This is a genomic window from Nitrososphaera sp. (assembly GCF_050748925.1).
GTDB lineage: Archaea > Thermoproteota > Nitrososphaeria > Nitrososphaerales > Nitrososphaeraceae > Nitrososphaera.
This window is the reverse complement of record NZ_JBOGQF010000102.1, coordinates 1-6,493: the sequence shown is the minus strand read 5'-3', so window position 1 is coordinate 6,493 and position 6,493 is coordinate 1. Positions and strand designations below refer to the sequence as shown.

At 54.6% G+C, this 6,493-nt stretch carries 11 protein-coding genes; 5 read left to right on the top strand and 6 right to left on the bottom strand.

From position 1 onward, the window contains the following. Window positions 1-534 precede the first annotated feature (534 nt). The 4 genes from ACREAY_RS08855 to thpR all read left to right on the top strand — a co-directional run bounded on the left by ACREAY_RS08855 (window position 535) and on the right by thpR (window position 3,159). Window positions 535-1,113, top strand: coding sequence for a hypothetical protein (locus tag ACREAY_RS08855; RefSeq protein ID WP_431755409.1), 579 nt, complete (start codon window positions 535-537; stop codon window positions 1,111-1,113). A gap of 400 nt (window positions 1,114-1,513) precedes the next feature. Beyond that, window positions 1,514-2,254 (top strand): hypothetical protein, encoded by a 741-nt coding sequence (locus ACREAY_RS08850; protein WP_431755408.1) that lies wholly within the window; start codon window positions 1,514-1,516, stop codon window positions 2,252-2,254. Between the two features lie 50 nt (window positions 2,255-2,304). After that, window positions 2,305-2,505 carry a hypothetical protein gene (locus ACREAY_RS08845; protein WP_431755407.1) on the top strand — a complete coding sequence of 67 codons (201 nt, stop codon included), beginning with the start codon at window positions 2,305-2,307 and terminating at the stop codon, window positions 2,503-2,505. Between the two features lie 96 nt (window positions 2,506-2,601). Then, on the top strand, window positions 2,602-3,159 hold the full coding sequence (gene thpR / locus ACREAY_RS08840; RefSeq protein ID WP_431755406.1) for an RNA 2',3'-cyclic phosphodiesterase: 558 nt from the start codon (window positions 2,602-2,604) through the stop codon (window positions 3,157-3,159). Window position 3,160: 1 nt separating this feature from the next. Here the strand turns inward: thpR and ACREAY_RS08835 are convergent, their stop codons facing one another. Together ACREAY_RS08835 and ACREAY_RS08830 are read right to left on the bottom strand one after the other, a co-directional pair. After that, a complete protein-coding gene (locus tag ACREAY_RS08835) occupies window positions 3,161-3,364 on the bottom strand; it encodes a hypothetical protein (protein WP_431755405.1) in 204 nt (67 codons plus the stop codon). Between the two features lie 75 nt (window positions 3,365-3,439). Continuing rightward, window positions 3,440-3,646 (bottom strand): hypothetical protein, encoded by a 207-nt coding sequence (locus ACREAY_RS08830; RefSeq protein WP_431755404.1) that lies wholly within the window; start codon window positions 3,644-3,646, stop codon window positions 3,440-3,442. 62 nt (window positions 3,647-3,708) lie between these two features. Here ACREAY_RS08830 and ACREAY_RS08825 point away from each other — a divergent pair, with 62 nt between their 5' ends. Beyond that, window positions 3,709-3,915, top strand: a complete 207-nt coding sequence (locus tag ACREAY_RS08825; protein ID WP_431755403.1) for a hypothetical protein — start codon at window positions 3,709-3,711, stop codon at window positions 3,913-3,915. Here the strand turns inward: ACREAY_RS08825 and ACREAY_RS08820 are convergent, their stop codons facing one another. The 4 genes from ACREAY_RS08820 to ACREAY_RS08805 form a co-directional block, all read right to left on the bottom strand. Continuing rightward, window positions 3,916-5,130 carry a DEAD/DEAH box helicase gene (locus ACREAY_RS08820; protein WP_431755402.1) on the bottom strand — a complete coding sequence of 405 codons (1,215 nt, stop codon included), beginning with the start codon at window positions 5,128-5,130 and terminating at the stop codon, window positions 3,916-3,918. 14 nt (window positions 5,131-5,144) lie between these two features. Continuing rightward, entirely contained in the window at window positions 5,145-5,414 is a 270-nt protein-coding gene (locus ACREAY_RS08815) for a translation initiation factor eIF-1A (RefSeq protein WP_431755410.1), read from the bottom strand. 82 nt (window positions 5,415-5,496) lie between these two features. Beyond that, window positions 5,497-5,778 carry a winged helix-turn-helix transcriptional regulator gene (locus ACREAY_RS08810; protein WP_431755401.1) on the bottom strand — a complete coding sequence of 94 codons (282 nt, stop codon included), beginning with the start codon at window positions 5,776-5,778 and terminating at the stop codon, window positions 5,497-5,499. Next, the gene (locus ACREAY_RS08805; protein ID WP_431755400.1) at window positions 5,778-6,284 is read right to left on the bottom strand and encodes a PepSY domain-containing protein; all 507 of its coding nucleotides are present in this window, start codon (window positions 6,282-6,284) and stop codon (window positions 5,778-5,780) included. The genes ACREAY_RS08810 and ACREAY_RS08805 overlap by 1 nt, the downstream gene beginning before the upstream one ends. Window positions 6,285-6,493 lie beyond the last annotated feature (209 nt).

The window sequence follows — 6,493 nt, the reverse complement described above, 5'->3', positions numbered from 1 at the left end:
ACGCTTGGTCAGGTACAGACAATCATGAGGGATACCGTCAGGGCGCAGCCCGAAAACGCTGAAAAGATTTTTCGAGAGTTCCGGGTATGCCAGAACCCTCCAAGGTACCATAAAGAATAGAAAAACTGGGTTGGGCGGGTTTTGCATCATTCTTTTGGATTGACACATACTCTCATTGCAGAGAATGAAAAACGGGATCTGCGCATTAATCCCAAAACCGTGCATCTGGATCTGCTGAAACCAGCAGGGGCCGGAACGAGGCTGTGTGGCTGCTAGTGGCGTATGACTCTCCTTGACCCGCATCCACTCCGGTCCCTCATCGTATATCTCACTGTAGCATTCTGATATGTCCTGCCAGTAAAATGAAGCAATCACCTAGACGCCGCTAGAGACAATCTGGTATCAGGCAAATAGCCAACGGTGCTGCAATGTCAATATGACTATCACCGATCAATATCGTGTCTCTAATTCTCGTTACTTTGGTACATAACATGCTGACAAAACTCTGATAAAACATTAGCTTGAGCTAACAGCATGGCTTCAAGAAAAGACGAGAAAAACGAGGGAACAGCAAGGTCCGACACCAACAATCCGCAGGGCCTGCAGCAACAGCAGGAATCAGTCATCCGTTCCATCGATGAAACCAAGGATAACATCAGGGCGGCTGTAGAAGAGGCAAGGCAAGAGATCCCGAAATACAACCAGGTGGTAAAGGAATACCAGAACGACACGATAGACGCGTCGAGGCAGATTGCCGAAAGCTACCTGGACTCCCAGAAGCAGGTGATAAATTCGATGCAGTCAGTCTGGAATCAGAACATGAACCAGATGCAGTCATGGTGGGGGATGCAAATAATATCGCCACGGATGACGGCAGACATGTATACCAGGATGGCAAGCAGCTTTGCAGACGCCACGATAGCGATGGCAAGGATTGGAAATAACATGATGTTTGCAAACATGGAGGCTGCAAAGACGTCGATGAACTATGCCAGGGACAACGCGAAAGAGCTGGCAAGGGTAACCACGAATTTTACCGGCACGTTTGAGCAGGCGTCACGGGAAGCGACCAGCAGGTCAAATGAGGAAGGGGAGAGGCACAGGCAAAGATAGATCGCCTTCCACCTTTTTCTTTTTTTATCAAATCGTATTTCAAGCGATCATTTGCTTGTATGCGAGGCTCGCGGCCTTGATTTGTGGTGGACTGTAAAAGTAAAGGTCTCGTCCCTCTGATTGCTCTTTGCTATCCCGTCGCTGCTGTTATGCCATGCTTTGCGGTGCATTTGCCCCCATCGTGTAACAATCTACAGAATACAGCGTCCTGTAGCTGTTTAGATGCTAGACTCTACAGCAACAGAATCGGCTGCAATTTAATATGGAAGAGTTGTATCCAAAGCCCGCGTCGTTTTGTAGGAGCTCACGTGCCCATGCGCGAATTGCTGGGCAAATTGCAGACAATTTATTTCATTTTCTGGGCTGCGGGCGGTTATACGGCCTGCCCTCAATACAATGGATGGCAAAGGTCATTCTCGGAGTCGCGGTCGGCGCGGTAATCGTTAGCGGGATGGTTCTTTTGACGCTTTCAAGTTCTTGGGCGTGGAACGGCACGGAGGGGTGTTCCCCTGATTTCTGGAAAAAGGCGCTGGATACTGAGGCCAGGGCAAAGCAGGTCGCTGGCATCAACGTCCACAACGCGGTGCAGGAAATCACAGGCATAAACCTTGACAATTATCCAGCATTTGACAAGTATGAAAACATTACAAACGACGGGGCGCTTCAGCTGGCAGGCGCCAGCGACGCCGAGATGTTTTACCGGCAGCTGGGAGCGGCAGTCTTTAACGTCTATTACGGCGTTGACAAGCTCGACTACATAGAGCCTGCGACGGCATTCAAGAGCATCGTGCAGACGGCGGCCGACGGCGACGTCAAGGCGGCCAAAAACGCGCTGGACACTGCAAACAACCTTGGCTGCCCGCTTGATGACAAAATGCAGAAACCGCCCGGCGTCTCTCTCATTAACTCTGGCAAGCCTCCTGGCACCTCTAACATAAAGCTGCCGGACGGCTACAGGATCGAGCCGGTAGCGTGGAACCTCACCGCCCCCGACAGCGTCACGTTTGACGACAAGGGCAACAAGTACGTGGCAGAGGCGGGGTACCCGTTCACGATGCTCACCGAGGTGCCGCGCATGCTAAAAATCAATAACAGCGGGGACGTTTCGGTGCTTGCCGACATTGGGTTCACGCCCCTATAGTCGACGTCACGTTCCATGACGGCAAGCTGTTTGTTGCCCACAGGTACAAGGTGTCGACCGTCGACATCACCAACGGGGATATTTCGGAATTCCTGACGCTCAAGGCGCCGACGACTGCTTTCAGCCCGACAGACGTGAAATTCCACGACAGCAACGGCGACACCGCGCTCTATCTCGTGGACTGGGGCAACATCGTCCCTCCGACGGTGCCGCACACGGGCGTAGTGTGGAAGATAACACACGAGCCATAAGCCATCGCAGCCGGGGAGCCGGCGCGCTCTCCGCCTTTTTATGGCAGCCGTAAACCCGCGCAATGCAAGATATTAGGGACGCCGCCATCCCATGCCGTGCGCCTATTTGTCGCCGCCGACGTGTCGAGCAAGGCCGGCATCATAAAACTGCAGCAGGACATTGCCGAGTCTGAAAGCTGGAGCCCAGACGAAGTGAGGCCGGTGGAAAAGCAGAACCTGCATTTCACCCTCATGTTCATCGGCGAGTCGGAAGGCGGCACGGTCGACAGGATAAAGTCAAAACTGTCAGAGCTGCGCTTTGAGCCGTTCAGGATTACCTATACCGGCATAGGAGGCCACCCGGATCTGGATTCTGCTGACAAGATCTGGGTCGGCGTGGACGGGGAGGGCGCTGCCAGGCTGTCTGCGCTGTCAAGCAGGGTGGCGAAAAAGCTGGGGGAAATCGACTTGGAGCCGGACAAGCCCTTTATCCCGCACGTCCCGGTGTTTCACGCAAGGGCCGGCCGGCTGGAGATGGGCAAGGCGCTTGCAAAATACCGCGGCAAGTCGTTTGGCTCTGACCTGATAGACAAGATACACCTGAAAAAGAGCGAGGCCGGAGGGTCTGGCTACACGTATTCCAGGATATTTACCAAGGCGCTGGGCGCGCCCTGAATCAGTTCTGCTTCATGCTGTAGCGCCTTACGATCTCTTTGTCGATCTCTTCGTGCTTGATGAGCTCGCCCCTTCTGCCGGGCGTCTTCATCCCCTGCTGGTTCACCTTCTTCCTTTCGTCGTCCAGCTCGTCGCGCTTTTTCTTCTTGAGCTCCTCGGAATACCTCTCACGGAAAAATTTTTCTTGCTCGTTATCCTCCACCACAAAACTCTACCCGAGACAAAGTAAAGTTGCAAGCCACGTTTAACCTTTATGCCTGCACAGGATGATTTTGCATCACTACTGTTTGACCGTCTCGTACGACTGGCCGATGCCCTTTGTCTTTGTTTTTGGCTCTGTCATCTGCTGCGTTATGAAGGTGATGCCATGGTCTATCTTCAGGTGGCTGAGGAACGCGATCCCGTTGTTGACCGTGTCCTTTACTATCAGGCCCCTCCCGCAGATGCTGCATTTTATGACGTGCTCGTCGTTGCTTGCCACGTGCATTATCCAACGACCGGGGTAATAAACCGGGATCCATTTAATATGGCGCAAATGCAAGGATAGATGTGAAAAGGGGCAATTCCCGGCTCGCCGTCGAAAAGTTCGACGAGCCGATAAAGACTCCTAGGGCTCCTTACTCTTATGCTCCCCTTCCAAGGGACGTCTATTGCAGGATGTGCGACAGGCAGGCCTACTACAAGGTCACGAGAAAGATGGAGTACATCGACAAGGTCGAGTTTTACTGCAAGTCCTGCTTCAAGAGGCTGGAGTAGCTACCTTCTCCTAAAGTTGCGCCTGTTCCCGCCCTTGCCCCTACCGCCATAAAAGCCTGGCCTGCCGTGCCTCATGGCCGGGACGGCGATGCCCATCGACTCGTTCAGCATTGCAAGGGGCGCCTTGGCCTGCCGCAGTATCTTTTGAAAGTCCGGCGACCTCTCGGGCGTGACGAGCGTTATCGCCCTGCCTTCCGCGCCCGCCCTAGCCGTCCTGCCTATGCGGTGGAAGTATGTGTCCGGGTCGATGGGGACGTCATAGTTGATGACGAGGCCCACTGCCGGCACGTCTATGCCCCGGGCGGCAATGTCCGTCGCGACCAGTATGTTGTCGCCACCATTGCGGAACCTCTGCATGACGCTGTCCCTCTGTTTCTGCTGAAGGTCGCCGTGGATGGCAGATACCCTGAACCCTTCCTGCCTCAGCTCGCGCGCAAGCCTGTCCGTCCTGCTCTTGGTAGCAGCAAACACTATCATCTGCTCCTTGACAGGCCGCATGATGTCGACGAGCCGGACGAATTTTTCCTGCTCGCTTATCATCAGGTACGACTGTTCAATGTTCTTGAGCGAGACTTCCTCGGTGTTGAGCCTGACTTCATGGGTGTTGCCCTTTTTCATGTGCTCCTTGGCGAGGCGGAGGATCTCTGGCGGCATGGTCGCTGAAAACAGCATGGTCTGCCTGCCGTTCCTGTCCGTGCGTGAAAGTATGAACTCGATGTCGTCGATAAAGCCCATGTCGAGCATCCTGTCCGCCTCGTCGAGCACCAGGAACTTGACCCCTTCGAGCCTTATGGTGCCCCTCCGGACGTGGTCTATGAGCCTGCCCGGCGTGGCGACGATTATCTGAACGCCCCTCCTTATCTTGTCCTGCTGGAGGCCAAAGCTCTGGCCGCCGTAAATCGGGACCGTCTTTGTCTGCGTGTATCTTGAAAACTTTTGTATCTCGCTTGTGACCTGGACCGCGAGTTCCCTCGTCGGGACCAGCACCAGCGCCTGCATCGGCCTGTTGCTCTTTATCATGGTCAGGAGTGGCAGCGCAAAAGCCGCAGTCTTGCCCGTCCCCGTGTGCGCCTGACCTACCACGTCCTTGCCCTGCAGCACGAGAGGTATGGCCGCCGCCTGGATTGGGAAAGGCTCTTCAAGGCCGTTTTCCTTGAGCGCCCTGTTGACGCTCTCGTCCAGACCAAGCTCTCTAAACGTCTTTTTATCTGTCATTTTCGATCGTGCCGTTATGCCTCAAGCCCGGCCAAGCGGCCTTCCTGCTTGATCTTTTCAGCGTGAGCTGCAATGTAGCGCCAGATGATGTCGGCCTTGTCAGACTGGAAATCCCACGGCGCGATAATGACCAGGTCGTTGTCCCTGATCCACATCCTCCTCTTGATCTTTCCTCTAATGCGGCAGGTCCTCACCTTGCCGTCCGTGCACTTTACGATGATGTTGTCGCCGCCCACGAGTTTTATGACCCTTCCAAATAGTTGGCCCTCGCCCGGCATCACCATTTCCTTCAACTGCGATTCGTTCAGAACTTTTCTTTTGCCTAAGTTAAAAACCAAGATTGATGCTCTTTACGGGGTTAAAAATCTACCCCTTTACGCCACGCAGAAGGCGTTCCAGCTCCACGGCCCTGGAAGTAAGGCTGTACCCCATGGTGGCCTTTGCCACGAGCCCCTCGTGCTCCAGTTCCAATAGTCGCTCTGACAGCACCGTGCCGCTGACGCCGAGTATGCCCTTTAGCTCTACAAAGCGGAGCGTCCCATTGGCGCTCAGGCTACTCAATATCTGCAGCGTCCAGCGCCTGCCAAGGACCCTCAGCAGGCCTGATACGTCTTCTGACCAGCCGGAAAGAAAAAAAGAGCGCTGCACTAGCGCATCATCCCCTGGTGCCACATGCCGCCGCCAGACCCGTGGCCATTCCAAGGACCGAACCCGTTCCAGTGGCCAAATCCGTGCCCCATCCAGGGGCCGTACCCGTGTTCTCCAAACGAGCCCATCTGTCCCGGCTCTGAAGCATGCAGGACCTCGCCGCTGCCCGCGTCCACTATGACCATGCGCTTTGTCTGGTCGTCCGGGTCTATGACGTAGAGCGTGTACACCAGGTACCCCTGCGCCACGCCAAGGTGGCCGCCCACCACGACGCCGTTTTCTACCTGCTTTGCGGCGGTCTCTGACGCTTGCGAGAGCGTCACCTTCAGGTTGTCGTTGATAAAGTCCTTCATCGTCTCTCCTGCGTTTATCGTGCCGTTAATCCTGGGCATTTCTGCCATCCGGTCAGAGGTAGCTATTGCCTGCGGCACCGCGAGCACCACGAGGGCGACTGCTACTGCCAGAACTGCTGGCACGAGCACTTTTTTGCTGACAAGTTTTGCCATGGATAGAGAATATCGATTTTTTATTTTAACGATTGTTTACCTATGGCACGTAACTTTGTTCCCTGTGCGCGCATGGCACACAAGCACGAAAGAGAAAAAAAGAAAAAAAGAGGAGGCTACCTTGCGATCACTGTCTCGGCCCTTGCAGTCCCTACGCCCTTTGCCACGCCAAGCCCGAATATCGCAAGCCCGAGGATGACTCCGATGAT

Coding starts and splice junctions, on each gene's coding strand:
- ACREAY_RS08855 (WP_431755409.1), top strand. CDS start 535: ATGGCTTCAAGAAAAGACGAGAAAAACGAGGGAACAGCAAGGTCCGAC.
- ACREAY_RS08850 (WP_431755408.1), top strand. CDS start 1,514: ATGGCAAAGGTCATTCTCGGAGTCGCGGTCGGCGCGGTAATCGTTAGC.
- ACREAY_RS08830 (WP_431755404.1), bottom strand. CDS start 3,646: ATGCACGTGGCAAGCAACGACGAGCACGTCATAAAATGCAGCATCTGC.
- ACREAY_RS08820 (WP_431755402.1), bottom strand. CDS start 5,130: ATGACAGATAAAAAGACGTTTAGAGAGCTTGGTCTGGACGAGAGCGTC.
- ACREAY_RS08815 (WP_431755410.1), bottom strand. CDS start 5,414: ATGGTGATGCCGGGCGAGGGCCAACTATTTGGAAGGGTCATAAAACTC.
- ACREAY_RS08805 (WP_431755400.1), bottom strand. CDS start 6,284: ATGGCAAAACTTGTCAGCAAAAAAGTGCTCGTGCCAGCAGTTCTGGCA.